Below are 25256 nucleotides of genomic sequence, written 5' to 3'. Positions count from 1 at the left end.
TGTCGACGTCCAGCCGCTTCCGATCGGCGCTGGCCGGCCGCGAACGCGGCCCGGAACGACGCGTTACGCGCGCGGCTTGCCGCCCTGCTCGCGCCACGCCCGCGGCGACATCGCAAACCGCTCGCGAAACACGCGACTGAAATGCGACATGTCGTTGAATCCCCAGCGCAACGCGATGTCGGACACGCGCAGCACCGCGCATTGCGGATTCGCGAGATCCTGCGCGCACCGTTCGAGCCGCAGGTTCAATACGTAGCGCATCAGCGACGTGTTCTCGGCCTCGAACAGCTTGTTGATGTACCGCGACGAAATCCCGATCGACCGCTCGATCATCATCGGGCTCAGCTCCGGATCGTGCAGGTGTTCGAGCAGATGCCGCTTCACCCGCGTCAGCGTCAACGCCTTCATCCTCGATTGCGCGAGATCGTTGCGCTGCATGCCCCCGAGCGTCATCGCGATCAGTGAGATCGCGGTATCCGACAACTGCCGCATCTCGTCCTCGGTCACGCTGCGGATCTGCGCCGACATCTGCTCGAGAAACGCACGCATGACGCTGCCCACGCCCTGCCCGGTGTGCGTCGGGCAGGCCGTGCGGTGCTCCATGCCGACGACGAGCTGGTTCAGGGTCGCGCGGGGAATGCTGACGACGATCTCGCGCCACGACTGGCCGAACTGCAGGTGGTGAGGCCGGGTCGCGTCGTAGACCGCGAAATCCCCGGGGTGCAGCGTGACGATCTTGCCGTCCTGCTCGACCGATTGGCTGCCCTCGAGCATCAATACGCCGAAATACTTGTCCTCATACTCGCTTCGCGCCTGGCGATAGCGCCGAATCACGGCCTGCTCGCTGGCGTAGATTTCCGAGATCCGCATCTTTTCGCATTTGCGCTGCCGCACCTGGCCGAAGAAATCGGCCTTCTGCACGGCCGCGATCTGCACGTCCGCGAACAAACGCAGAATCGTCTCGCGCCAAAACTCGATACGCTGGCTGACCGAGCCGTCGGTCGCCACCTCGATCGCCGAATTCGTCCATTCGTCCGGCGGGCTGTCGTCGGCCGCCGGGCCGGACGCGTCGCCGCTTGCGGCGCGCGGGAAAGGACGCATCGTCATGGTCGTGCCCCACATCGGTTAGCCAACACGCAGCCGGTAGCGTGCCCGTTCAAAAGCGCCTTGTCCAATCGGCAACCGTGCGAGCCGCGTCGCCGGTCGGACCCGCAGGCGGCGCGGCGGCGATACGCGGCCGCGCCGGGCATGTCATGCGAACGTCGCCTGACGCCAGTCGGAAGACTGTTCATACGCATAGGCGCAGCGGTAGATCGTCGCCTCGTCGAAGCGGCGCCCGACCAGTTGCAGCCCGATCGGCAGATCGTCGGCGACCCCGCACGGCAGCGACATGGCCGGATGCCCGGACACGTCGAACGGCGCGGTATTCGCGAGCATCTCGAACGCCCGCGTCAGCGATTCGGACATCGCGCAGCCGGGCTTCGGCAACTCCGACGCGCGTATCGGGACGGTCGGCATCAGCAATACGTCATACGATTGCAGCGCCGTGTCATACGCCGATCGCAAGCGTCGCGCGAGGTTCTGGCACTTCGCGTAGTAGCGCCCGCGATACCGGCTCGTGAAATATTCGCCGAGCAGCATCGTCACCTTCACGGTATCCGGCAACTCGTCGGCGCGCTCGCGCCAGCCCGCGTGATGATCGATCATGCCGGTCACGTACAGGCCGCCCCAGTTGAAGCCGTGGCTGTTGCCCTTCATCATCTGCTGCGTCGCGCCCTCGGCCGCGATCGGCAGCCAGATCGCGGTGCCGGCCGCATGCAGCGGCACCGACACTTCGTCGACGCTCGCGCCCAGCTTGCGCAACCGGAGCGCGGCGACCCGCACGGCCTCGTCGACCACTTTCTCCGAATTCGCGAGCCCGAACGCCTCGCGCAGCACGCCGATCCGCAGGCCCGCGATGCCGTCGCGAATCGCGCCGAGATAATCGGCGCGCGGCGGCAACATCCGTTGGCGCGGATCGAGCCCGTCGTCGCCCGCGATGACGTCGAGCAGCAGCGCGTTGTCGAGCACGCTGCCCGTCATCGGCCCGAGATGATCGACGGTCGCCTCGATCGGCATCGCGCCGGTGTACGGCACGAGCCCGTGCGTCGGCTTCATCCCGTAGATGCCGCAATAGGCGGACGGGATTCTCACCGAGCCGCCCTGGTCGCCGCCGAGCGCCATGTCGACCTCGCCGCTCGCGACCAGCGCGCCGCTGCCGGACGACGAGCCGCCCGACGAATATCCGGCCTTGCGCGGATTGTGCACCGGCCCCGACGCGCTCGTGTGCGAGCCGCCGGAAAAGCAGTAGTACTCGCAGGTCGCCTTGCCGGCGATCGTCGCGCCGGCGTCGAGCACCCGCGTGACGACGGTCGCATCGATATCGGGCACGTAGCCCTCGAACGTGCTCGCGCCATTGCGCATCGGCACACCGGCGACGCAGATGTTGTCTTTCACGGCCACCGTCTTGCCGCGCAGCTTGCCGTCGGCGGCGCCGTGGATCGTGCTCTTGCGCGCCCATGCGCCGTAACGGTTCTCGTCGCCTTCCGGGCGGTAGCCGGGCGTGCGCGGATACGCGACGACGGGCAGAGGGTCGGGCAGCGCGTCGATCATGTCGTACGCGTCGAAGTTGGCCTGCAGCGCATCGTCGTAGTCGGCGAGCTGGCGGGCATCGACATGAAAGCCGAAACCGGCTGCAATGTCGGACAGTTGTTCGCGGGTCGGGCGTTTGATGGCCATCGACGTTCTCCAGTTCGGTAAGCGGCGGCGCCAGCCTGGGCGGCGCCGGCCGGATTCATCGCGCGACGGCGACGGCGTCGCGCATCAGCCCGGTGCGCGGATGGCAGTTCACGTATTCGTAGACCTGATGCTTTGCGTCGAAGACGGAAACCTCGTGATACAGCCGCAGTTTCGACAGCCCGGTGACGACGCGGAAGAACGTGACGAAGATCCGCAGGTGCGTCGGATGGGATTCGGCCCACCGCTCGAGGCGGTCGAGCGAGCGCCAGTGGCCAATGTTGTAGCTCTCGTCGAGTTCGTTGCCGTCCAGATCGATCGAGCGCACGTAGCGATTGCTGTAGCAGCCGACGTCCTTGCCGTTGTCGCGCAGGAACTCCATTCCGCTGCGCAGCGTCGGCTCGATCTCCTCCAGATACAGCCGGCGCTCGTCGCTCTCCGCCGCGCGCCAGTCCTGACCGGAGCGAATCAGCGCGATGTTGTCGTGCGCCAGTACGACGACACGGCCGCCGCGAGCCGGATCGCCGTCGACGATGCGCAACTCGCCGTCCGCGGCCATCCAGTCCGTCTGCGAGATCGGGAACCGGTCGCGCATCGATCCCCAGTAGCCGTGCTCCTCGATCTCGCCGCTGACGCCGTCCATGATCGCGCCGACGCCGGGGAAATCGCTCGTAAATGCGTAAAGCGTCTCGAACTGCTCGGCGCGCGGCGCGACGATTTCCCGGAAGTAGCCGATCCCGTCCGCGAGGCGTGCGTCGGAGGCCCACCATTCGACGAGCGCCGGCGACGCGATCCAGCGCGCATACGCGGCCGGATCGCGCCAGTAGCCGACGGCAATCAGGTTCTCGTAGCCCTGGTCGTCGGTGTGTTGCGTCAGGTCGAAATTGTTCGGGCCGTCCTGCGCACCGAAATCGGCGACGATCCGGCGCAACGCGGCCAGCGCCGCCGCGCGCTTGTCGGCGCCGCGATACTGGACGCCGAAATAGCCCATCACGACCTGGCTCAGGTCTTCGGCGGCCCGGGCGACGTACATCGGGAACGGCGGCTGGTAATCGTCGGCGACGCGGCGCGACAGCGTCCGCGGGCACATCAGGTGTTTGTCGATGGCGGATTCCATGCGTGATCTCTCTGGAAAGGGAATCGGGTGTCGAGGGTTCGACGTGGGGGACTCGGAGCGACATGCACCGGCCATAGCCCGGCGCATGCGTGTCGTCAGAAGATGTGCGCGTAACGCAGGCCGGCGAGCACGCTGTTCTTCGGGCCGTTGCGCACGCTCAGGTCGGTGCCGAGCTGGATTTGCACCTGGTCGGCCTTCGTCACGAACTTCGCCGCGGTGAGCCGCAGGCGCGTCGTGCGCAACGCGTCGTTGTTGTCCGCGCCGTCGACGCGCGTTTCGCCGCCCCAGAGCTGGGTGATGCCGACCCCGAGCGACGTGCCCGGATCGGGCATGTAACGCACCATCGCCTGGGCGCTGTAGCTCATCCGCTGATGCAGCGTCGCACCGCTCGCGCCGTACGACGTGTTGTTGCCGTACCAGATCGCGTCGCCGACGAGATCGAGGGCCCATTGCGGCGAAAAGTGCTTGACGTAGGCGGCCTGGAAATCGAGCGACCAGCGGTTGGCGCCGAGATTGAGGCCGCGGTTCTGGTCGTAACTTCCGGTCGGCGCATAAACGTAGACCGTCGCGGCGACGACGTCCTTCGCTTCGTTCAGGCGGAATTTCAACGGCGCGGTCAGGATCACGTCGCCGACGCCGTTCGTACTGCCAAGCGCGCCTGCGTTGCCGAAACTGCTGATGTGACCGAACGGCAGCAGCACCTGCGGATCGATCGTGAGCCTGTCGGTGAGCTGGAACACGTGCAGCAGGCGGGCGATGCCGACATTGGACTGCAGGTCGAAATCCGACGTCCGGTGGCCATTCGCGTAGTACGCGTTCGTCGCCGAATAGTTGTAGTACAGCACGCCGATCGTCGCGCCCACCGGATACTGCTCGTAGTCGCCGGGATCGACCTCGACCGCGCCCGCGTAATGCGATGCGACGACCATCAGCGACAGGCCGATCCAGCGCGCGACGCGCTTCAGTTTCATTCTGTTGACGTTGTCCATCATGCTCCTCACCTGGATGCGCAGACACCGCCACGCTCGACGTACGACGAACGGGAACCGTTGCCGGACGGTGGAATCGCGGGGTGCTGGCTGACTGTTATTCCGCCGGTACTCGAGGGAGCGCCGACGATTCGCGACATCGAACGGCCATCGCTTGAGGATGAGAATAGAAAGGCAAAATCCGCATTTCTGTTTTCCGGCGGAACAAGAAATTGGCTGTGGCGGACCTCCGCGGCCAGTGCCCGGCAGCGGTCGCAAAACCGGCCCGGGCTGCCGCCGTCTCATGCCGGACGCCCTGCCGATGCCGCGAATCGCCGCGCATCCGGTGCGCGTCGGCGCCTGCCGTGCAATGGGGCCGTCTCGGCATAGTTTCCGATCCGTGCCGGCAAAGAACCGCGTTTTTTCTCTTCTTACCCTGCTCGTCGAGCGTGACCGACACGACGCGCCATCCCCCGCCACGGCAGCCGCCACGCCGTGGCGGCGGTCGCCCCGAACCACGACAAGGAGCCCCACGATGAATACGACGCCTTCCGAGAAAACCGCCTCGACGCCCGGCGAACGCGCCTGGGCGCTGTTTCGCGTGATGAAAGAGAAGAACCTGATTCCCGACGGCTATATCGACAATCTGACCGAGCTGATGTCCACGACCTGGGATCCGGCCAACGGCGCGCGCATCGTCGCGCGTGCGTGGGTCGACCCCGCGTTTCGCGAACTTCTGCTGAAGGACGGCACGGCCGCATGCGCGCAGTTCGGCTACACCGGCCCGCAGGGCGAATACATCGTCGCGCTCGAAGACACGCCGACGCTGAAGAACGTGATCGTCTGCAGCCTGTGCTCATGCACGAACTGGCCGGTGCTCGGGTTGCCGCCCGAGTGGTACAAGGGCTTCGAATATCGTGCGCGGCTCGTCCGCGAAGGGCGCACGGTGCTGCGCGAGCTCGGCACCGACCTGCCCGACGACGTCGTCGTGAAGGTTTGGGACACCACCGCCGAAAGCCGCTATCTCGTGCTGCCCGTGCGGCCGGCCGGCACCGAGCACATGACCGAGGAACAACTGCGCACGCTCGTCACGAAGGACGTGCTGATCGGCGTCGCGCTGCCGCGCGCGCACTGACGCGCACCCCGTTTCGCTCTCGACCTTCCTCTCGGAGATCACATATGGACGGCTTTCACGACCTCGGCGGATTCCAGGGTTTCGGCCCGGTGCCGCATACGATCAACAGTCTCGGCTACAAACCGGTCTTCAAGGAAGACTGGGAGCATCTCGCGTACAGCCTGATGTTCGTCGGGGTGGATCAACTGAAAAAATTCAGCGTCGACGAGGTGCGTCACGCGGTCGAACGCATCGACGTGCGCCAGCACGTCGGCACGCGCTACTACGAGCGCTACGTGATCGCGACCGCGACACTGCTCGTCGAAACCGGCGTGCTCACGCAGGACGAACTCGACCGCGCGCTCGGTGCGCCTTTCCGGCTCGCGAACCCGCCGCGATCCGGCGGCCGGGCGGCCCCGCTCGACTCGACGCGGTTCGAGGTCGGCGATCGCGTCGTCGTTCGCGACGAATACGTCAGCGGACACATCCGCGCGCCGGGCTACGTTCGCGGCAAGACAGGCGTCGTGCTGCACCGGACGACCGAATCGTGGCCATTCCCGGACGCGATCGGCCACGGCGACACCGGCGCCGCGCATCAGCCGACCTATCACGTCGAGTTCCGCGTGAAGGATCTGTGGGGCGACGCCGCCGACGACGGCTATGTCGTGGTCGACCTGTTCGAAGGCTACCTGGATCGCGCGTCCGGGCAGAGCGCATGACGACGCCGGCCATTCGACACGTGCCGGCCGCTCCGCCGCCGAGGATTCCGGTCACCGTGCTGTCCGGCTTCCTCGGCGCCGGGAAGACGACGTTGCTGAACCATATCCTGCGCAATCGCGCCGGCCTGAAGGTCGCCGTGATCGTCAACGACATGAGCGAAGTCAACGTCGACGCCGACGATGTGCGACGCAACGTCGAGTTGCATCGAGGCGAGGACGAGCTGGTCGAAATGACCAACGGTTGCATCTGCTGCACGCTGCGCGCCGATCTGCTCGAGCAGATCAGCACGCTTGCGCGGCAGCATCGCTTCGATTATCTGCTGATCGAGTCGACGGGTATCTCGGAGCCGATGCCGGTCGCGGAGACGTTCGCGTTTCTCGACCGGGACGGTTTCAGCCTCAGCGAGCTCGCGCGGCTGGACACGCTCGTCACGGTGGTCAACGGCGAGACGTTCGAGGACATGATCGCGTCGGCCGAACCGGTCACGCGCGACGCCCCGCCCGCGAACGACGGCGATGCCGATCCGCCACGCAAGCTGTCAGACCTGCTGATCGAACAAGTCGAATATGCGAACGTGATCCTCGTGAGCCGACTCGACCGGATCGGCCACGCGGGTTTCGAGCGGCTGCGCGCAATTCTGGCGTCACTGAATCCATCGGCGCGAATCCTGCCGATGCAGCACGGCAAGGTCGATCCGTCGGACGTCCTCGATACGCGGCGCTTCGATCTTCCGGCGCTCGTCGAATCGCCGGGATGGATGCAACGCATGCAGGCCGACGAACGCCCGTCGGAATCGGACGCGTACGGGATCGCGTCGTGGGTCTATCGCGAACGTGCGCCGTTTCATCCGGCGCGCCTGCTCGCGTGGCTGCGCCGCCCCTGGACCAACGGCCGACTGCTGCGCTGCAAGGGATATGTGTGGGCCGCGCACCGATACGCCGAAACCGCCCTGCTCGTGCAGGCCGGCGACACGTTCCAGTGGGGCTACGTGGGCCGATGGTGGCGGTTTACGCCGCCGTCGGACTGGCCGCAAGACGACTACCGTCGCGAGGGTGTGCTCAAGCAATGGGAGGAGCCGGCAGGCGATTGCCGACAGGAAATCGTGTTCATCGGGCAGTCGATCGATCACGGCCGGTTGCGTCGCGAACTCGATGCATGCCTGCTGACGGTCGAAGAAATCGACGCAGGGCCGGAGTCGTGGCGCCAGCTTCCGGAAGCCGACGCGTTCGACGCACTTGCGACGCCCGCCCGTTCGTGAAGCGACACTCGATGGCTTCGGCCGCCACGCCTGCGCCCTGTCGCTTTCGGTCGACCCGCGAGCGTTGCGCCCGGTTCAGCGTGACGTGAATCGCGGCCGCGCCGCCAAGGGCAGTTTTCTTCAATACGGGCCGACGCAACGCCCGTAGTCTCGATGCGACTTTCAACATGTCGCATGGAGACACCTGATGAGCATGCTGGTTTCGATGGCCGCGTTCGCGCTGGCCTCGTCGATCACCCCCGGTCCGGTCAACATCGTCGCGCTCAGCGCGGGCGCGCGCCACGGCCTCGGCGCGAGCCTGCGCTACGCGGCCGGCGCGACGCTCGGCTTCGTCGCGCTGTTCCTGCTGATCGGCCTCGGCCTGCACGCGGCGCTCACGCGCTGGCCCGTGCTGACGACGGCCACGCAGTGGTCGGGGATCGCGTTCCTGCTCTACATGGCGCTGCGGCTCGCGCTCGACGACGGCCGGCTGTCGGCCGATCCGGACGTGGCCGGCCCGTCGGCGGCGGCCGGCGCGGCGATGCAGTGGCTCAATCCGAAGGCGTGGCTCGCGTGCGTGGCCGCGATGGGCGCGTATGCATCCGACGGCGACCGCGCGCAGGTCTGGCAGTTCGCCGCGCTGTATCTGGTGATCTGCTTCGCGTCGATCGCCTGCTGGGGCTATGCGGGCGCATCGCTGCGGCACCGGCTCGCGAACGCGCGGCGCATGCGCGTGTTCAACCGGTTGATGGCGCTGCTGCTCGCGGGCAGCGCGCTGTTTCTGCTCGACGTGTAGCCGCCGTCGCGTTCAGCGCATCGCGCTGCGGTACTGCCCCGGCGTCGCGGCCGCGATTCGCCGGAACGCGCGCTGGAAATGCGCCTGGTCCGCAAAGCCGGCGTCGAGCGCGACTTCGGCGATCGGCCGGCCGCGGCGCAACTCGGTGCGGCCGTATTGCACGCGCCGATCGATCAGGAACGCATGCGGCGTCATCCCGTAACGCGCATTGAACGCGCGGATCAGGTACGACGGCGACAAGTCGGCCGCCGCGCAGATCGCATCGAGCGTGACGGCCTCGCGGCAATGGGCGGCGATGTAGTCGGCCGCGCGCGCGAGCTTCGCGTTGTCGTCCCCCGGCCGCGGGGCGAGCGGTTCGCGATCGAGCGCGCCGTGCAGCGCTGTGAAGAATTCGACCGCCGCGCTCTCCTTGCCGAGCGCATCGAGGCCGGGCGACACGAGCGTGCGGTAGAAGCCGCCAAATTGCGCGAACAGATCGCCGCGCTCGGTCAACTTCGGCGAAAACCCGTGAAAATCGCGGTTCGGATCGCGGCCCAGCGAATGCTGCAGCCGCGCGAGCCACGGCACGTCGACATAGACCATCCGGTACGCCCACGCATCGGGGCCGTACGGATTGCATGCGTGCACCTGCTCCGGATCGATGATCACGAGCACGCCGCGCCCGACGTGAGCGTGCGTCGCGCCGTTCACGTACGTGCTCGTCCCGCCGACGATCGCGCCCACCGAAAACGTGTCGTGCGTATGCTTCGCGTAGCAGATCGCGCGCCCGTCGTCGACGGTGCGCGCCTCGATGAACGGCAGCGCGCCATCGCGCCAGAACGGCGACGGTGCGGCGGATCGGTTGGCGGTACGGGTCACGCGGCGGGCTCCAGGTTCGAACGGCGAACGCTCACCGTACAAGACTGGGCGGCGCCGCGCAACAGCGAGCCGACGCCCGGCGGCTGGATCGCCTAAGCTTTGAATTCGGCCGCCGCGGCAGACGCGGCGGGTTCCCTTTCTCTTCCAACCGGTACACTCATGCAGATCGATCTGAAAGGCAAGACCGCGGTCGTTACCGCTTCCACCGCCGGCATCGGGTTCGCGATCGCCGAAGGGCTCGCGCGCGCCGGTGCGCACGTCGTCGTCAACGGCCGCAGCGATGCGTCGGTGCAGTCCGCGCTCGGGAAACTGCGCGACGCCGTGCCCGGTGCAAGCTTCGACGGCGTCGCCGCCGACCTGTCCGACGCGGCCGGCGTCGCGCGCGTCACGCAGCACACGCCGAACGCCGACATTCTCGTCAACAACGCGGGCATTTACGGCCTGAAGGCGTTCTTCGACATCGACGACGCCGAATGGGAACATTTTTTCCAGATCAACGTGATGTCCGGCGTGCGGCTCGCGCGGCATTACCTGAAAGGGATGATCGAACGCAATGCCGGGCGCATCGTGTTCATTTCGTCGGAATCGGGCCTGAACATCCCCGTCGACATGATTCATTACGGGTTCACGAAAACCGCGCAGTTGTCGATCGCGCGCGGCCTCGCGAAGCTCGCGGCCGGCACCCACGTGACCGTCAATTCGGTGCTGCCGGGCCCGACGATGTCCGAAGGCGTGCGCGAGATGCTGAAGGCGCAGGCCGACGAAACGGGCCGCAGCATCGACGACATCGCCGTGGAGTTCGTGCGCAGCGAACGTGCGAGTTCGATCATCCAGCGGCCGGCGACGACGGAGGAAGTCGCGAACATGGTCGTGTACGTGTGCTCGCCGCAGGCATCGGCCACGACCGGCGCGGCGTTGCGCGTCGACGGCGGTGTGGTCGACACGATAGCGTGACGGCCGTGACGGCCATATGACCCGCCCGCGCGGCGCGTGGCCGCCGCGCTATCGCGACGCGCGCTTGCCAGGCTGAAGCGTGCCCTTGCGATCGGCGTCCATGCAGGTATCGAAGCCGGACTGCGTGACGACGCCGGCCTTGTCGAACACAACGAAGTACGCCCGGTGATCGTTGCCGTGCTCGATGAAGTAGTTGTAGCAGACGCCGCTGCCGTTGCGGACCATCCAGACGCTGCGCGGGTTGCCGGCGGCGCGGACGACGTCGGCACGCGTCGCGCCGTGCCGCGACGCGGCCCGTGCCAGCGGCGTGCGCGAATACGAGAACGGCAACCACGAGTCGAACCACGCACAGCCGTGCAACATCAGGCAACTGGCGGCCAGGGACAGCGTCGCTGCGGGACGGGCCATCGGAATCAATCGCATGCTCGGGAAATCTGCTGCGCCATACCGGCGTGATCGAAAGCCCCATGCTACTCGACCTTTGGGTCCGGATCGAAAAGAAATGTAGAGATCTTTATCCGAATCCCCGCGTTTGCGGGCGTGCGCGCCGGTCGAATCGTCAGCGATCGTTGCAGCCGGCCCATGCTTGCGCGCGCAACCGCATTGCCGTGCCGTTGCGTCGAACCGATGCAACGGCCTCCGCGTCACGCGATCCATTCGGCCCACAGCATCGTCAGCACCGTCATCAGCGCGGGGCCGACGAACAGCCCGATCAGGCCGAACGTCTCGGCGCCGCCGAGGATGCCGAACAACACGAGCAGGAACGGCAACCGTGTCGAACCGCCGATCAGCACCGGCCGCACGAAATGCTCGGCGATGAACACGACGATGAACCCGAGCGCCGCGACCACGACGGCCCACATGGTCGCCCCCTGCACGAACAACCAGAGCGCCGCGCCGCAGAACACGACCGGCGCGCAGAACGGCAGCATCGCGGCGACCGCCGTGACGAGCCCGAGCAGCGCCGCGTGCGGCACACCCGCGAGCGCGTAGGCGATACCGAGCAGCGCGCCCTCGCCGAGCCCGACGACGACGAGCCCCGTCACCGTGCCGTACACGGCCGCGACCATGCGCTCGATCAGTTCCGCGCCGTTACGCCCGAACGCGCGCCGCGCGCCCTGCAGCAACGCACCCGACAGCTTGTGGCCCGCGCGCAGGATCACGAACAGCGTGACGAGCATGAAACCGAATTCGAGCAGCACATGCGCGAGCTTCGTGCCGAATTGCCGGCCGAACGCGATGAATTTCTCGCCGTTGACGCCGTGCATCGCGGTGGCCGCATGCAGCGGATGGCCGAGATTGGCCTGCCACCATTCGGTGATCTGCGCCGCGCCGTACGGCAACCGGTTGATCACGTCCGGCAACGGGATGCCGTTGTCCTGGATCGTGTGCAGCCACTCGCGCAGGTCGTGCGCCTGCGCGAACGCCTGGGTCGTCGCGACCGCCACCGGCAGCACGACGAGCAGCGAGATCGCCGCCGTGATGACGGTCGCGATCAGCGTCGGCCGATTGCGGAACAGCCGGTGCGATTCGAAGCATTTCAGCAGCGGCCACATCGCGATGGCGATCACGCACGCCCATGCGATGGCGGGAATGAAGTCGCGGATCACCCACAGCGCGAGCACCAGCAGCGCCGCATACAGCGCGATGCGGGCGACCTGCTGCGCGCGCGGCCGCGCGGCGGAATCGGAAGACGACGGGACATGTGCGCCCATGGCACCTCAGTCGAAATGAAAAAAATGGCGGTTCGTCCAGGCAACGGGCCTGGACGAACCGCCATTCTATCCATCGGCGCCGGATCGGCGGCACGCGCGATCGAAGCGCGGGCCACCCGGCGCCGTGCCGACGCGCGCCGCTCAGGCCACCTTGTCGACGATCCGGTAGCGCTCGAGCCAGTGCGCATACGGCGCGGGCAGCGTCCACGACGGACGCTCGACGCCGAGCTGCTTGGCCGCGTAGTACGGCCAGTGCGGGTCGGCCAGATGCGCGCGGCCGACCATCACCAGATCGAGCTGCTCTTTCTCCACCACGCGGTTCGCCAGTTGCGGCGTATCGATTCCCCACGCGGACGACACCGGCAAGCCGGCCTCGCGGCGCACGCGCTCGGCGATCGGCGCGAGGAACGCCGGGCCCCACGGAATCTGCGCGTCGGGCGTCGAGAAGCCGACCGACACGCTCAGCATGTCGAGCCCTTCCCGCTTCATCCGCTGCATGAGCGCGATCGACTCGGCGAGCGTCTCTTCGTCGCGGCCGTCGTATTCGATCACGCCCAGGCGCGCGGTCAGCGGCAGATGCTCGGGCCAGACCTTGCGAACGGCCGCGAGCGTGTCGACGAGGAAGCGGCCGCGGTTGTCGGCCGAACCGCCGTATTCGTCGGTGCGCTGGTTCGAATGCACGGAGAAGAAGCTCTGGCCGAGATAGCCATGCGCGAAGTGCAGCTCCAGCCATTCGAAGCCGAGGTCGCGCGCCCGCTGCGCGGAGGCGACGAAGTCGGCCTGCACGCGCGCGATGTCGTCGTGCGTCATTTCGCGCGGCACCTTCGGCAGGTGCGCACCGAACGGCACGGCCGACGGCGCGATGGTCTGCCAGCCGCGCGGATCGCCTTCGGCGATATGGTCGTCGCCTTCCCACGGGCGGTTCGCGCTCGCCTTGCGGCCCGCGTGCGCGATCTGGATGCCGGGCACCGCGCCGGCCGCCTTGATCGCCGCGACCGACGGCGCGAACGCCTCGGCCTGCGCGTCGTTCCACAACCCCGCGCAGCCCGGCGTGATGCGGCCTTCCGGCGACACGTCCGTCGCCTCCGCGATCACGAGGCCCGCGCCGCCGCGCGCGATGCCGGCCAGATGCACGTGATGCCAGTCGTTGACGACGCCGTCTTCGGCGACGTACTGGCACATCGGCGGCACCGCGATGCGGTTGCGCAGCGTGACATCCTTGAGTTTGAACGGTTCGAACAGGGCAGACATCCACGACTCCTTTGCTGGGTTCTGCAAAACGGGGGAATGCGCCGTGCGGTGCGCACGGCGCAACGGTGCGGGCCGTCGGCGGGCCGGCTGCGCCCGGCGACGGCAAGGACGAGACGCCGGCCGGGCCGGCGCCATGTTCAGCGGTGGCCGAGCTTCGCGAGCAGCGCCTCGGCCGCGGGCGCCGACGACGCGGGGTTCTGCCCGGTGATCAGCAGCCCGTCGGCGACGACATGCGGCGCCCAGTCGGCGCTGCGCTCGAATTCGGCGCCGTTGGTCTTCAGCATGTCCTCGACGAGGAACGGCACGACCGCGGTCAACTCGACCGCCGCTTCCTCGCTGTTGGTGAAGCCCGTCGCGCGCTTGCCGCGCACGACCGACTCGCCGGTCTGCGGGTTCTTCACGTGGCGCAGCACGCCCGGCGCGTGGCAGACCGCCGCGACCGGCTTGCCGGCCGCCAGCGTGCGCTCGATCAGGGCGATCGAATGCAGATCCTCGGCGAGATCCCACAGCGGGCCGTGGCCGCCCGGGTAGAACACCGCGTCGTAGTCGTCCGCCGACACGTCGGCCAGCTTGCGCGTCGACGCGAGTTCGGCCTTGGCCGCCGCATCCGCGTCGAAGCGGCGCGTCGCGTCGGTCTGGGCCGTCGGGTCACTGCTCTTCGGGTCGAGCGGCGGTTGGCCGCCCTTCGGCGACGCGAGCGTCAGCTCGATGCCCGCATCCTTGAACGTGTAGTACGGCGCGGCCAGTTCCTCGAGCCAGAAGCCGGTTTTCTTGCCGGTGTCGCCGAGCGTGTCGTGCGAGGTCAGGACAACCAGAATCTTCATGATCGGACACTCCTTCGAAAATGAACGGGGGAACGGGGCCGCACGTCGACGCGGCGCGCCTGTCGGTTAGTCCGCCCACGCGCGACAACGTGCGATTCATTCATTCCCATGCGATATACGCCTATTAGACCAGTCGTCTAGAAGCAACCGAAATAAAACGACGGCGTCCCGCTGCATGAACCTGCGGAGACGTCGCCGCATTCAGAAGGATGGATCATATCCTCGAATTAGACCGGTCGTCTAGAGGAACGCGTATTCGCCCTTGCCGGTGTCATGGCCTTTGCGACGGGGGCACAGTTCGGTAACGGCGGTCATCACTTTGCCGGCCGGCGTGCCTCCGCCGCCGCGCCGGCTACCGCCCGCTACCCGCGCAACGGCCCGTCCGTGTCACCCGCGTCGATTGCAGGCGCTTCGAGCCGGTGGTCGCGCACGCCGTCGTCGAGCAGACGCAGCATCAGTTCCGCCAGCACGCGGCCCGATGCGTGCCCGGTCGGCTGCACGACCGCCGTGACACGATACGGGTGCGCGATATCGGGCGGCACACCGTCATAGACGATCAACGACAGATCGGCCCCCAGGCGCAGGCCGCTGTCGACCAGCGCGCGAAACGCGCCGCCGCCCGCGAGATTGTTGTCGACCAGCAGCGCGGTCGGCGGCTCGGCCCGCGCGAGCAACGCCCGCGCCGCCTGCTGGCCGCCGTCGTGCGTAAACGGACATTCGACGAGCAGCGCCGGATCGGCCTCGATACCGGCTTCGCGCAATGCCTCCAGATAACCGGCGCGCCGCTGCGCGGCGAAAGTCAGCGCCAGCGGCGCGTTGATCATCGCGATGCGCCGATGCCCGAAACCGATCAGCCGGCGTACAGCGTCGCGCGCACCCGCCTCGTTGTCGAAATCGAACCACGCATACGAGCCGGCCGCCTGCGTGCGACCGTACGCGACATACGGAAACGCGCTCGCATGCAGATACGCGATACGCGGATCGTCGACCTGCGTGCGCGCGACGATCAGCCCGTCGACGAGCTTGCCGTCGACGATCCGCCGATAGGTGTCCAGTTCCGCGTTCGGTCGCGCGGACGCGATGATGAAGTCGAGATTGCGCTCGGCGAGCCGCTCGGTGATGCCCGCGACGACCTCGCCGAACCGCGGATCGCCGAGATCGCCGGCGCCGAACGGATAGACGATGCCGATCATGTCGGCCCGGCCGGTCGCCAGCCGGCGCGCGGTCGGATCGGCCACGTAGCCCATTTCCCGCGCGGCCTTCGCCACGCGCTCGCGCGTCGCCTCGCTGACGTCGTCGTAACCGTTCAACGCGCGGCTGACCGTCGTCCGCGACAGACCCAGCGCATCCGACAGCGCCTTCAGATTCACCTTCACCGTCATTCCTCGCATTCGCCGATCCGCCCGGCCGCACGATGTCCGGGACGCGCCGACCGGGTAATTGTTTCCAGTTGGTAACGATTACCGTCAAATAAATATCTTTTGCGTTCCAAACCGGTTTGAAATAGCATCCAAACCGGTTTGGACATCGATGCCCACTCAGCCGTTCACTTTCACCTTGCCAGGAAACAACGACGAGATGACATACTTTCCCCTTTTCCGTCCGGTCGCGACCAAACGTCTGCTGCTCGCTGGCGGCGCACTCGCCGCCTTCGCGTCCGTCGCGCACGCGCAGTCCGGCGGCACGGGCACGGGCGCGCCCGTGCCCACGCCTCATACGCAGCAAGCCTACGACCCCGAAGGCAACTTCACGATGCGCTGGACGCGCGCGGACATCCGCCAGATCGTCGCGCAATCGCACACCGCCGGCGCCGACAAGAACTCGCTGCCGCAAGCGCTGACGATGCCGGACATCCCGCAGGATTTCCCGCTGATCAACTCGAACGTGTGGGTGTGGGACACGTGGCCGCTGGCCGACCTGCGCGCGAACCAGCTCAGCTACAAGGGCTGGGAGGTGATCTTCTCGCTCACCGCCGATCCGCACGCGGGCTACACGTTCGACGACCGTCACGTTCACGCCCGCATCGGCTTCTTCTATCGCCGCGCCGGCGTTCCCGCGTCGCAGCGCCCCGCGAACGGCGGCTGGACCTGGGGCGGCCACCTGTTCCCGGACGGCGCGAGCGCCCGGGTGTTCGGCACCGCGCCGATGACCAACAACGCCGAATGGTCGGGCTCCGCGCGCCTCACGAACGGCAGCAACGTCAGCCTCTACTACACCGCGACGTCGTTCAACCGCTCGGCCCCGGGCGGCGCCGACATCACGCCGCCGCAGGCGATCATCACGCGCGCCGACGGCCACATCCACGCCGACGACAAGCACGTGTGGTTCACCGGCTTCGACGATCACAAGGCGCTGCTGCAGCCGGACGGCAACTACTACCAGACCGGCCAGCAGAACACCTACTTCTCGTTCCGCGATCCGTTCGTGTTCACCGACCCCGCGCATCCGGGCAAGACCTACATGGTGTTCGAAGGCAACACCGGCGGCCCGCGCGGCGCACGCACCTGCACCGAGGCCGATCTCGGCTATGCGCCGAACGATCCGAACCGCGAGGATCTCAACGCGGTGATGAATTCGGGCGCAGTGTATCAAAAGGCCAACGTCGGCCTGGCGGTCGCAACGAACCCGCAACTGACCGCGTGGAAGTTCCTGCCGCCGATCCTGTCGGCGAACTGCGTCGACGACCAGACCGAGCGCCCGCAGATCTACCTGAAGGACGGCAAGTACTACCTGTTCACGATCAGCCACCGCACGACGATGGCGGCCGGCGTCGACGGCCCGGACGGCGTGTACGGCTTCGTCGGCAACGGCATCCGCAGCGATTACCTGCCGCTGAACGGCGGCAGCGGCCTCGTGCTCGGCAACCCGACCGACTTCTCGGCGCCGGCCGGCGCACCGTATGCGCAGGACCCGAACCAGAACCCGCGCGAATTCCAGTCGTATTCGCACTACGTGATGCCGGGCGGGCTCGTCGAGTCGTTCATCGATGCGATCGGCCCGCGCCGCGGCGGCACGCTCGCGCCGACGGTGAAGGTGAACATCAACGGCACGTCGACGACGGTCGACCGCGCGTATGGACGCGGCGGCCTCGGCGGCTACGGCGACATCCCGGCGAACCTGCCTGCGACGGGGGCCGGCCACAACGACGGCAACGGTCAGGGCAATAACCAACAATAACGATCGTCGGTAAAGGCACGAGGTTCAGGAGGCGCGTATCGCGCGTGCCGCGTGCACGCCTCCGCTTTTTTCTTTCGACGTTTCTTTCGACCGGCGCGCATGCCGTCGCTGCAGGCGGCCTGCGCCCTCCTTTCCCGCTTCGTCCGACGAAGCGCCTCCGGCACCGCATGAAATCGACGTCTTTCCGTTTTTCCGCCCGCATCGTCCGGCTGCTGCTCGTTTGCATGGCCTGCACGCAGGCCGCCGCCGCGCCCTGCCCGACGCCCGCCGAACACGGCACGCCGCAATGGCGGCCGGCCCTCCATTACACGCCGCAGCGCAACTGGATGAACGATCCGAACGGGCTCGTTTACGCGAACGGCCGCTATCACCTGTTCTATCAATACAACCCGCTCGGCAACGACTGGGGCAACATGTCGTGGGGCCACGCGACCAGCACCGATCTCGTCCACTGGCGCGAGCAGCCGGTCGCGATGCGCGCGAACGCCACCGAGGAAATCTTCTCCGGCTCGATCGTCGCCGATACGCTGAATACGTCCGGCCTCGGCACACCGGGCCACACGCCGCTCGTCGCGCTCTATACGAGCGTCTACAAGCCCGGCTCGGGTCACGCGCCCGGCATACAGGCGCAGTCGCTCGCGTACAGCCTCGATCAGGGCACGACCTGGCAGCCGTATGCGCACAACCCGGTGCTGACGCTCGATCCGGAATCGAAGCAATTTCGCGACCCGAAAGTGTCGTGGTATGCGGCGGGCGGCTACTGGTTGATGACGACGGTCGTCGCCGATGCGCACGTCGTGAAGCTCTATCGTTCCGACGATCTGATCCACTGGTCGTTCCTGAGCGACTTCACGCTGCCCGACGTGCCGCATGCGGGCGCGCTGTGGGAAATGCCGGACCTCATACCGCTGCCGCTCGACGGCGATCCGAAGCGAATCAAGTGGGTCATGATCGTCAACGTGAATCCGTGGTCGATCGCCGGCGGCTCCGGCGCGATGTATTTCGTCGGCGATTTCGACGGCCGCACGTTTACGCCCGACCGCGTCGCCCCCGCCGGCTCCGATCCCGCGCAATTCCGGTGGGTCGATCACGGTGCCGACTTCTATGCGGCCGGCACGTTCTCCGATGCACCCGGCGCCCGGCCGGTCGCGATCGCATGGATGAGCAACTGGGATTACGCGGCAAAGGTGCCGACCGCCCCGTGGCGCGGCGCGACCACGCTGCCGCGCGAACTGTCGCTGAAGGCGATCGACGGCAAGCCGACACTCATCGTCGCACCCGCCGCCGCGTTCGACGCCTGGGCCGACGGCCGGCCGGCCGTGCATGAAGGCGACGTCACGGTGGATTCCGCTACCCGCCCGCTATCGGCCGCCACACGCGGCGTGGTCCAGCGCATCACGGTGACGCTCTCGCCGCGGCGTGCCGCGCGCGCCGGGCTGATCGTGCGGCGTTCGGCCGACGGGTCGATCGGCACCCGGATCGTGTACGACACCGCGAAACGCACGCTGACGCTCGACCGCTCGCGATCCGGCGACGCGAATTTCGCCGGCACGTTCAGCCGCGAACACATCGTCGATCTGCCGCTCGAACAGGGAAAACTGCGGCTCGAAATCGTCGTCGATCGCGGCTCGGTCGAAGTGTTCGCGAACGGCGGCCGCGTCGCGCTCACGGACCTGATTTTTCCGCCGCTCGAGGCCGATCGCGTGGCCGTGTTTGCCGAGCAGGGCCGTGCGACGTTTTCGGGACTGACCGTGACGCAGCTGGGAACCGGCGACGATACGCGTGGCGCGTGTACGCCCCGGTAGGTGCGGGTGACGGAGCCGCTCGCCCGGCAGCGCACTGGCCGGTTACGCACCCCGCCCGCCTCGCCCCTTAGAGCAACCCCATCCCGCCCGACGCGATGATTTCCGCGCCGACGATGAACGCGGATTCCGGCGCGCTCAGGTGCAGCACCGTCGACGCGATTTCATCCGGCGTGCCGAACCGGCCGATCGGGACGAGGCCCTTGATCTTGTCGGCCGTCGCGTCGAGCGTCGCCGCATCGAGCCCGAGCTTGCCGTACAGCGGCGTCTGCACGGGCCCGGGGCTCACCACGTTCACGCGCACGCCGTGCGGCAGCAGTTCGGTCGACAGCGTCTTCGCGAACGAATTGACGGCCGCCTTGCTCGCCGCGTACACCGACGAGCCGGGCATCCCGACATGCGCGTTGATCGAGCCGTTGATCACGATCGACGCGCCGCGATTCAGCAGCGGCACCAGCGACTGGATCTGGAAATACGCGCCCTTCACGTTGGTGTTGAACACGAGATCCCACATCGCTTCGTCGCTGTCGGCGAACGGCGCGAGTTTCGCGACGCCCGCGTTGACGAACACGGCATCGAGCCGCGCGCCGGCTGCGGCGATCGCGTCGGCCAGCGCGCGGGCCGACGCGACGCTGCCGGCTTCGTTGCGAATCGCGAGCGCGCCTTCGCCGAGCGTTTGACGGGCGGCTTCCAGCGTTTCGGCGTCGCGGCCGGTGATGATGACCCGCGCGCCTTCGGCCGCGAATGCGTGGGCGGCCGCCAGGCCGATGCCGCTGCTGCCGCCCGTGACGAGGACCGTCTTTCCTTCGAAGCGTTGCATGATGTTCTCCTGTGAACCGGTGAGTTGACCGTAAACACAGGATGCGCGCGGCGCGCGGCGTTGCCGTACGACCGACGCGACGAACATGTTCGAAAACGTCGAACATGTTGGTGCGGGCGCGTTCAGCAGAGCACGTCGATCCCGTCAAGCAGCCGCCGTGCGAGCCGCGGCTCGCGCAATTGCTCCAGCCACCATTGCAGCGCGCGACCGTCTCGGTCGTCGTGCCACGCGACGTACAGCAGATTCGGCTCGCGCGGGTCGGCCGTCGGTTTCTCGACCAGTTCGCCGCGCGCCAGCAGCGACGCGACCCGCCGGCGCGGCACCCAGCCGACGCCGAGCGCATCGCGCTGCGCGAGGATCTTCGCGCGCATCGACGGCACCGCGAGCACGGCCTGGCCGCCGAGCAGCCCATACGCGCGGCCGGCCGCGCGCCGCGACGAATCGGCGACGACGACCGATCGGTGCGCACCGATCGCGTCGCGCGTCAGCGCCCCGCTCGCGGCCGCCAGCGGATGGCGCGGCGATACCGCGAACACCCATTCCATCGCACCGAGTTCGAACCACTTGAGGCCCGGAATCGCCGGCGGCTCGTTGGTCGCGCCGACGACGAGATCCGCGCGGCCGTCGCGCAACGCTTCCCAGGTCCCGCCGAGCACCTCGTGCGTGAAGCGCAGCGATACGCCCGAATCGAGCGCATCGAACGCGCGGACGACCGACAGGAGCGTGTCGAACTCCAGCACCTCGTCGCTGACGATCCACAGCCGGTCCTCCCAGCCGCTCGCGACCTGCCGCACGCGCTGCGTCAGCCGGGCGACGTCGAGCGCCAGCCGCGCCGCCTCGTCGGCCAGCAATTGCCCGGCCGGCGTGAGCTGCAGCCGGTAGCCGCGGCGATCGAACAGCAGCGCGTCGAAGCGCGTTTCGAGCTGGCGCGCCGCGTGCGACACCGTCGACGGCGCCTTGCCGAGCCGCGCGGCGGCACGCGACAGGCTGCCGGTGGCGCGGATCGCGTCGAGCAGCGCCAGTTCGTCTTCGGACAGCATGAGGTCGCTCCACGGTGAGGTTTGTCGTGGATCGTAAGGCAGCCGCGCACGGCGGTCCAATCGCGTGATGGCGGCTGCGGCTGCGAGCCTCGAACCGCCGCCGGCACGGTCGACTTCCGGTATGCTGATCGACGCAAAATCCCAGGAATCGAGGTAACCACTGCGATGGACATCGCGATCCGCATCGAAGGCCGTCACGACCTGACGGGGCAAATCTTCCGGCAACTGCGCACGGCGATCGTCGACGGGCGTCTCGAAGGCGGGGCGCGGCTACCGTCGACGCGCGACCTCGCGAAACAGCTCGGCGTGTCGCGCAAGACGACGCTCGACGCGTTCGAGCGCCTCGTCGCCGAGGGCTACCTGACGACGCGCGCGGGCGACGGCACGTTCGTCGCCGACGGCCTGGCGCGCGTGCCGCATGCCGCGGCCGCGTCCGCGCCGTCGATCGTCGACGAGATGCCGCGCATCGACGCGGTCGATGCACGCGCACTGTGGAACGACCTGCCCGACGCGCTCGCGATGCCCGCGCCGCAGGACTCGCCCGGCTTCGACTTTCGCGGCGGCGTGACCGACAAGACGCTGTTCCCGTTCGACGCGTGGCGGCGCTGCCTGCATCACGGGCTGCGCCAGCAGGCGCGCGGCCCCGGCCAATACCATGACCCGGCCGGCGATCCGCAGTTGCGCGGCGCGATCGCGCGCTACGTCGGATTCAGCCGTGCGGTCGCATGCAGCTGGGACGACGTGCTCGTCACGCAAGGCGCGCAACAGGCGCTCGACCTGCTCGCGCGCGTCGTCGTCCGACCGGGCGACGTCGTCGCGGTCGAGGATCCCGGCTATCCGCCCGCGCGCGCCGCATTCGCGTCGCTCGGCGCGACGGTGATCGGCGTGCCGGTCGACGCGCAGGGCCTCGTCACGGAACGGCTGCCCGACGACGCGCGGCTCGTCTACGTGACGCCGTCGCACCAGTTCCCGCTCGGCATGCCGATGACGCTCGATCGCCGCGTCGCGCTGCTCGAATGGGCGCAGCGCCGCCGCGCGGTGATCATCGAGGACGACTACGACGGCGAATTCCGCTTCGAGGGCCGGCCGGTCGAATCGCTGAAGAGCCTCGACCGCACGGGCCTCGTCGCGTACGTCGGCACGTTCTCGAAGACGATCTTCCCCGAGCTGCGGATCGGCTACGCGATTGCGCCACGCGCGCTGCGCGGCGCGCTGGCCAAGGCGAAGCAGATCGTCGACTGGCACACGTGCACGCTGACGCAGGCGGCGCTCGCGCGCTTCATGCTCGAAGGCGATTTCGCGCGGCATCTCAAGCGCGTGCAGAAGCACTACGACGCGCGTCGCAAGATGCTGATCGCGCACCTGCGCGGCGAACTCGCGCCGTGGTTCGACGCGACCGTGCCGAGCGCCGGCATCCATCTGGCCGCGCACCTGAAACCGGGGCTCGACGAAGCGGCGCTGGTGCGCGCGGCGCGCGCGCAGGACATCGGCCTGTACGGGATTTCCGCGTTCCACGTGGGCGTGCCGGTGCGCGCGGGCCTGCTGTTCGGCTATGGCGGGATCGACGCGCTGCGCATCGACACCGCGCTCGCGAAGCTGGCCGGCTTGCTGGATGCCGGCATCGCGGGCGGGTCGCCACTGGCTACCTGAATATCCATGAAATTGGCTATTCAAGCAGGCCATTACGACGCTTAAAGTGGGTCCTGTCGCGCCACCCCGGCGCTACCCAACCGAAAAGGACCTGCCATGCAACCGCGCCTGAACTTCTATGCCGCCAGCCCGAATGCGATCAAGGTGATGCGCAACGCCGAGGAATTCCTCGCGAAGAGTTCGATCGAGAAGCCGCTCGCCGAACTCGTCCGCCTGCGCGCGTCGCAAATCAACGGCTGCGCGTTCTGCGTCGACATGCACACGACCGACGCGCGCAAGGGCGGCGAAACCGACCGCCGTCTCGCGACCGTCGTCACGTGGCGCGAAACGCCGTTCTTCACCGAGCGCGAACGCGCGGCGCTGGAATGGACCGAGGCGTTGACGCTGGTGGCCAGCAACCATGTGCCCGACGCCGTCTGGGAAGCCGTGAAGCCGCACTTCACCGACGAGGAGCTGGTCGACCTGTCGATGCTGATCGCGACGATCAACGCGTGGAACCGCCTCGCGATCGCGTTCCGCAAGATGCCCGAGTAAGGCGGCGACGATGATCCGCTCCACACTCCATCGCGTCGCGCTGTGCGCCGGGCTCGCGCTCGCCGCGGCGCTGCCGGCCGCCGCCCACGCGCACGACGCCGGCGACAGCGTGCACGCGATCATGCAGCAGGCCGTGCCCGAAGCGCCGGCCAAGCGCGTCGTCGTCGCGACGGTCGACTATGCGCCCGGTCAGACGTCCGAAGCGCATCGGCATCTCGGTTCGGTGTTCGCCGTCGTGTCGAAAGGCGAAGTGCTGTCGCAGGTGAACGGCGGCCCGCTGCGCCGCTATCGCGCCGGCGAAGGCTGGTACGAGCCGCCCGGCTCGCGCCATCAGGTGTCGCGCAACGCGAGCGCGACCGAACCCGCGCAACTCGTCGTGTTCGGGTTGACGGGCGAGCATCAGCCGCTGAAGTCGACGATCGATCCGTGATTCGACGCGACGGATCGTGCATCGGCTCGCGACGTAAACGAAAAAACCGGCCCGAAGGCCGGTTTTTCATACCGCATGCCGTGAGCGGCGCTCGCGCGCCGCGCGACATCAGAAGCGGTGGATCAGGCCGACGCCGACGCCGATCTGGTTCTGCTTCGAACCTGCGCCCACGCCGTCGCCGATGGACGTCGTTGCAGCGATGACCGCCGCGCCGTTCAGCGTGTTGCCGCTCGCGTGCTGGTACGCTTCAACCGCGTACAGGCCCGTGCGCTTCGACAGGCTGTAGTACTGCGACAGCGTGACCTGGTGGTACTTGGCCGAGCTCGAGATGCCGTTCGACTCGGTCGCACGCGTGTACGAGTAGCCTGCGGCGAAGTCCCACTGAGCCGATGCCTTCCAGTGCAGCACGGCGCCAGCCGTGTTGAAGATCGCCGTGTTGCGGAACGACGAGCCCACGCCCGGGATGTACTGGACGTTCGAGTACGACGCCGAAATGTCCCACGACGGCGTGAACTGGTACCCAGCCGTCACCGCGACGCGTTGTTGCGACTGTGCCGACTTGTAGCCGTTGTTGATCGACGATACGGCCTGTTCCGCACCGTTGCCGCTCGTGTCCAGACCGTTCTGCGCGGTCGAGTTCGCGCCCCACACACCGCCGCCGAGCGTCGAGTTGTTGACACGCTGATAGCCGACCGCGATGCCTGCCGGGCCGTTCAGGTACTGGATCGCCGCGCTCCACGTCGAACCGCGGTTCGTCGCGCCTGCGACGCCGCCGAACGAGTACGAACCGCCGACCGTGAAGCCGTAGAACTTCGGCGACATGTAGACGAGCGAGTTGTTCGCGCGGTAGCTGGTATCCAGCGAATCGATATCGCCCGGGTGCGCGCCGTAGTAGCCCGTCAGCCAGGTCGTCGGGCTGTACGGCGACAGCAGCGTGTAGTACGCGGTGTACTGGCGGCCGGCCGTCAGCGTACCGTACGTCGGGTTCGTCATACCGACCCATGCCTGGCGCGTGAAGATGCCGCCCGTCCACTGCGACGAGCCGTTAGCCGTGTTGACGCCGGCTTCCAACTGGAAAATCGCCTTCGTGCCGCCGCCGAGATCTTCGCTGCCCTTCAGGCCGAAGCGGCTGCCTGCCCACACGCCGGTGGACATCTGCACCTTCGAGTGACCACCCGAGGTCGCACCGACTGCCGACGAGTTGTTCTGCCAGGCGATACCGTTGTCGACGATACCGTACAGGGTCACGCTGCTCTGGGCGTGGGCGGCGGTAGCGGCTGCGAGACCGACTGCCGTCATGGCAAAAGCGACGCGCTTTTTCATTGATTCTCCGTCCTCAAAGAATGTTTCTTTTCTGGTGTGGTTTTATGACCGACACATGTGCGAGTACATGCCGACGCGATTCTGACGGATTACCGATTGTTTCCCAACATGTGCGGTCGGTCATCGTATGATCGACGCAACGCGCGGGTTC

23 protein-coding genes are annotated in these 25256 nt (G+C 67.6%); 10 read left to right on the top strand and 13 right to left on the bottom strand.

The window, feature by feature from the left end; translation table 11 throughout:
- Nucleotides 1-63: 63 nt before the first annotated feature.
- From CFB89_RS21985 to CFB89_RS21970, 4 genes are all read right to left on the bottom strand, one after another.
- Nucleotides 64-1107, bottom strand: a complete 1044-nt coding sequence (locus tag CFB89_RS21985; protein ID WP_089470568.1) for a helix-turn-helix domain-containing protein — start codon at nt 1105-1107, stop codon at nt 64-66.
- Nucleotides 1108-1251: 144 nt separating this feature from the next.
- Nucleotides 1252-2778, bottom strand: coding sequence for an amidase (locus CFB89_RS21980; protein ID WP_089469717.1), 1527 nt, complete (start codon nt 2776-2778; stop codon nt 1252-1254).
- Nucleotides 2779-2833: 55 nt separating this feature from the next.
- Nucleotides 2834-3892, bottom strand: coding sequence for a phenylacetaldoxime dehydratase family protein (locus CFB89_RS21975; RefSeq protein ID WP_089469716.1), 1059 nt, complete (start codon nt 3890-3892; stop codon nt 2834-2836).
- A gap of 95 nt (nt 3893-3987) precedes the next feature.
- Nucleotides 3988-4884: a transporter gene (locus tag CFB89_RS21970; protein ID WP_089469715.1), complete on the bottom strand. Its 897-nt coding sequence runs from the start codon at nt 4882-4884 to the stop codon at nt 3988-3990.
- Between the two features lie 511 nt (nt 4885-5395).
- Between CFB89_RS21970 and nthA the strand changes: the two genes are divergently transcribed.
- From nthA to CFB89_RS21950, 4 genes are all read left to right on the top strand, one after another.
- Nucleotides 5396-5995 (top strand): nitrile hydratase subunit alpha, encoded by a 600-nt coding sequence (nthA, locus tag CFB89_RS21965; protein WP_089469714.1) that lies wholly within the window; start codon nt 5396-5398, stop codon nt 5993-5995.
- Between the two features lie 44 nt (nt 5996-6039).
- Nucleotides 6040-6693 (top strand): nitrile hydratase subunit beta, encoded by a 654-nt coding sequence (gene nthB / locus CFB89_RS21960; RefSeq protein ID WP_089469713.1) that lies wholly within the window; start codon nt 6040-6042, stop codon nt 6691-6693.
- Complete coding sequence (locus CFB89_RS21955) at nt 6690-7952, top strand: GTP-binding protein (protein WP_089469712.1); 1263 nt, start codon at nt 6690-6692, stop codon at nt 7950-7952. The genes nthB and CFB89_RS21955 overlap by 4 nt, the downstream gene beginning before the upstream one ends.
- A 187-nt stretch (nt 7953-8139) precedes the next feature.
- A complete protein-coding gene (locus tag CFB89_RS21950; protein ID WP_089469711.1) occupies nt 8140-8727 on the top strand; it encodes a LysE family translocator in 588 nt (195 codons plus the stop codon).
- A gap of 12 nt (nt 8728-8739) precedes the next feature.
- Here the strand turns inward: CFB89_RS21950 and CFB89_RS21945 are convergent, their stop codons facing one another.
- Nucleotides 8740-9585, bottom strand: a complete 846-nt coding sequence (locus tag CFB89_RS21945) for an AraC family transcriptional regulator (protein ID WP_089469710.1) — start codon at nt 9583-9585, stop codon at nt 8740-8742.
- Nucleotides 9586-9744: 159 nt separating this feature from the next.
- On the opposite strand from CFB89_RS21945, the gene CFB89_RS21940 reads away from it, so the two are divergent.
- Complete coding sequence (locus tag CFB89_RS21940; protein WP_089469709.1) at nt 9745-10539, top strand: SDR family NAD(P)-dependent oxidoreductase; 795 nt, start codon at nt 9745-9747, stop codon at nt 10537-10539.
- Nucleotides 10540-10587: 48 nt separating this feature from the next.
- Here the strand turns inward: CFB89_RS21940 and CFB89_RS21935 are convergent, their stop codons facing one another.
- The 5 genes from CFB89_RS21935 to CFB89_RS21915 form a co-directional block, all read right to left on the bottom strand.
- The gene (locus tag CFB89_RS21935; protein WP_089469708.1) at nt 10588-10962 is read right to left on the bottom strand and encodes a hypothetical protein; all 375 of its coding nucleotides are present in this window, start codon (nt 10960-10962) and stop codon (nt 10588-10590) included.
- Nucleotides 10963-11183: 221 nt separating this feature from the next.
- A complete protein-coding gene (locus CFB89_RS21930; RefSeq protein WP_089469707.1) occupies nt 11184-12254 on the bottom strand; it encodes an AI-2E family transporter in 1071 nt (356 codons plus the stop codon).
- A gap of 141 nt (nt 12255-12395) precedes the next feature.
- Entirely contained in the window at nt 12396-13505 is a 1110-nt protein-coding gene (locus CFB89_RS21925) for an NADH:flavin oxidoreductase/NADH oxidase (protein WP_089469706.1), read from the bottom strand.
- Between the two features lie 137 nt (nt 13506-13642).
- Nucleotides 13643-14329: a type 1 glutamine amidotransferase domain-containing protein gene (locus CFB89_RS21920; protein WP_089469705.1), complete on the bottom strand. Its 687-nt coding sequence runs from the start codon at nt 14327-14329 to the stop codon at nt 13643-13645.
- Between the two features lie 362 nt (nt 14330-14691).
- Nucleotides 14692-15720, bottom strand: coding sequence for a substrate-binding domain-containing protein (locus tag CFB89_RS21915; protein WP_089469704.1), 1029 nt, complete (start codon nt 15718-15720; stop codon nt 14692-14694).
- 187 nt (nt 15721-15907) lie between these two features.
- Between CFB89_RS21915 and CFB89_RS21910 the strand changes: the two genes are divergently transcribed.
- Both CFB89_RS21910 and CFB89_RS21905 read left to right on the top strand, forming a co-directional pair.
- Nucleotides 15908-17506: a glycoside hydrolase family 68 protein gene (locus CFB89_RS21910; RefSeq protein WP_089469703.1), complete on the top strand. Its 1599-nt coding sequence runs from the start codon at nt 15908-15910 to the stop codon at nt 17504-17506.
- 167 nt (nt 17507-17673) lie between these two features.
- Nucleotides 17674-19311 (top strand): glycoside hydrolase family 32 protein, encoded by a 1638-nt coding sequence (locus CFB89_RS21905; protein ID WP_089469702.1) that lies wholly within the window; start codon nt 17674-17676, stop codon nt 19309-19311.
- Between the two features lie 67 nt (nt 19312-19378).
- On the opposite strand, the gene CFB89_RS21900 is transcribed toward CFB89_RS21905, so the two are convergent.
- Together CFB89_RS21900 and CFB89_RS21895 are read right to left on the bottom strand one after the other, a co-directional pair.
- Entirely contained in the window at nt 19379-20128 is a 750-nt protein-coding gene (locus CFB89_RS21900; protein WP_089470567.1) for an SDR family oxidoreductase, read from the bottom strand.
- A 122-nt stretch (nt 20129-20250) separates the two neighbouring features.
- Nucleotides 20251-21168 carry a LysR family transcriptional regulator gene (locus CFB89_RS21895; protein ID WP_089469701.1) on the bottom strand — a complete coding sequence of 306 codons (918 nt, stop codon included), beginning with the start codon at nt 21166-21168 and terminating at the stop codon, nt 20251-20253.
- Between the two features lie 165 nt (nt 21169-21333).
- On the opposite strand from CFB89_RS21895, the gene CFB89_RS21890 reads away from it, so the two are divergent.
- From CFB89_RS21890 to CFB89_RS21880, 3 genes are all read left to right on the top strand, one after another.
- A complete protein-coding gene (locus CFB89_RS21890) occupies nt 21334-22818 on the top strand; it encodes a PLP-dependent aminotransferase family protein (RefSeq protein ID WP_089469700.1) in 1485 nt (494 codons plus the stop codon).
- A gap of 96 nt (nt 22819-22914) precedes the next feature.
- Nucleotides 22915-23352 carry a carboxymuconolactone decarboxylase family protein gene (locus CFB89_RS21885; RefSeq protein ID WP_089469699.1) on the top strand — a complete coding sequence of 146 codons (438 nt, stop codon included), beginning with the start codon at nt 22915-22917 and terminating at the stop codon, nt 23350-23352.
- 10 nt (nt 23353-23362) lie between these two features.
- On the top strand, nt 23363-23782 hold the full coding sequence (locus CFB89_RS21880) for a cupin domain-containing protein (protein WP_089469698.1): 420 nt from the start codon (nt 23363-23365) through the stop codon (nt 23780-23782).
- 108 nt (nt 23783-23890) lie between these two features.
- Here CFB89_RS21880 and CFB89_RS21875 read toward each other — a convergent pair whose 3' ends face one another.
- Complete coding sequence (locus tag CFB89_RS21875) at nt 23891-25105, bottom strand: porin (protein ID WP_089469697.1); 1215 nt, start codon at nt 25103-25105, stop codon at nt 23891-23893.
- Nucleotides 25106-25256: the final 151 nt, after the last annotated feature.

It is taken from the genome of Burkholderia sp. AU16741 (assembly GCF_002223345.1).
GTDB lineage: Bacteria > Pseudomonadota > Gammaproteobacteria > Burkholderiales > Burkholderiaceae > Burkholderia > Burkholderia sola.
The sequence above is the reverse complement of the archived record's forward strand: the minus strand, read 5'-3'. Positions and strand labels throughout refer to the sequence as shown.